The 296-nt window shown below is 67.6% G+C and carries 1 protein-coding gene; it reads left to right on the top strand.

Features of this window, described 5'->3' with window-relative positions; all coding sequences use genetic code 11:
* On the top strand, positions 1 to 279 hold a 279-nt coding region (locus FLQ44_RS11230; protein WP_206208835.1), incomplete at its 5' end, for a GreA/GreB family elongation factor.
* Between the last annotated feature and the right edge of the window lie 17 nt (positions 280 to 296).

Genomic DNA, 296 nt, shown 5'->3' with positions numbered 1-296 from the left:
CTGGAGGCGCTCAAGGTCGCGGAGGGCCAGCCTGCCGATCCCGAGGCGATCTACTTCGGTGCCTCGATCGAGCTGGAGCGCATGGACGATGGCGAAACCCTGCGCTATCGCATCGTCGGCCCTGATGAGACCGACGCGGCCCGCGGCTGGATCAGCATCGACTCGCCCTTGGCACGCTCTGCACTAAAGAAACGTGTCGACGACGAGTTCGAGGCGCCGCTGCCTGGCGGGCGCGTGCGCTTCCTCGTGCTGGACGTGCGCTACGGCCCGCACGACTGAGGATCGGCCACTCCCGT

It is taken from the genome of Vogesella mureinivorans, from assembly GCF_007644035.1.
Taxonomy (GTDB): domain Bacteria; phylum Pseudomonadota; class Gammaproteobacteria; order Burkholderiales; family Chromobacteriaceae; genus Vogesella; species Vogesella mureinivorans.
Note: the sequence above shows the minus strand (reverse complement) of the source record. Positions and strands in the feature narration are given on the sequence as shown.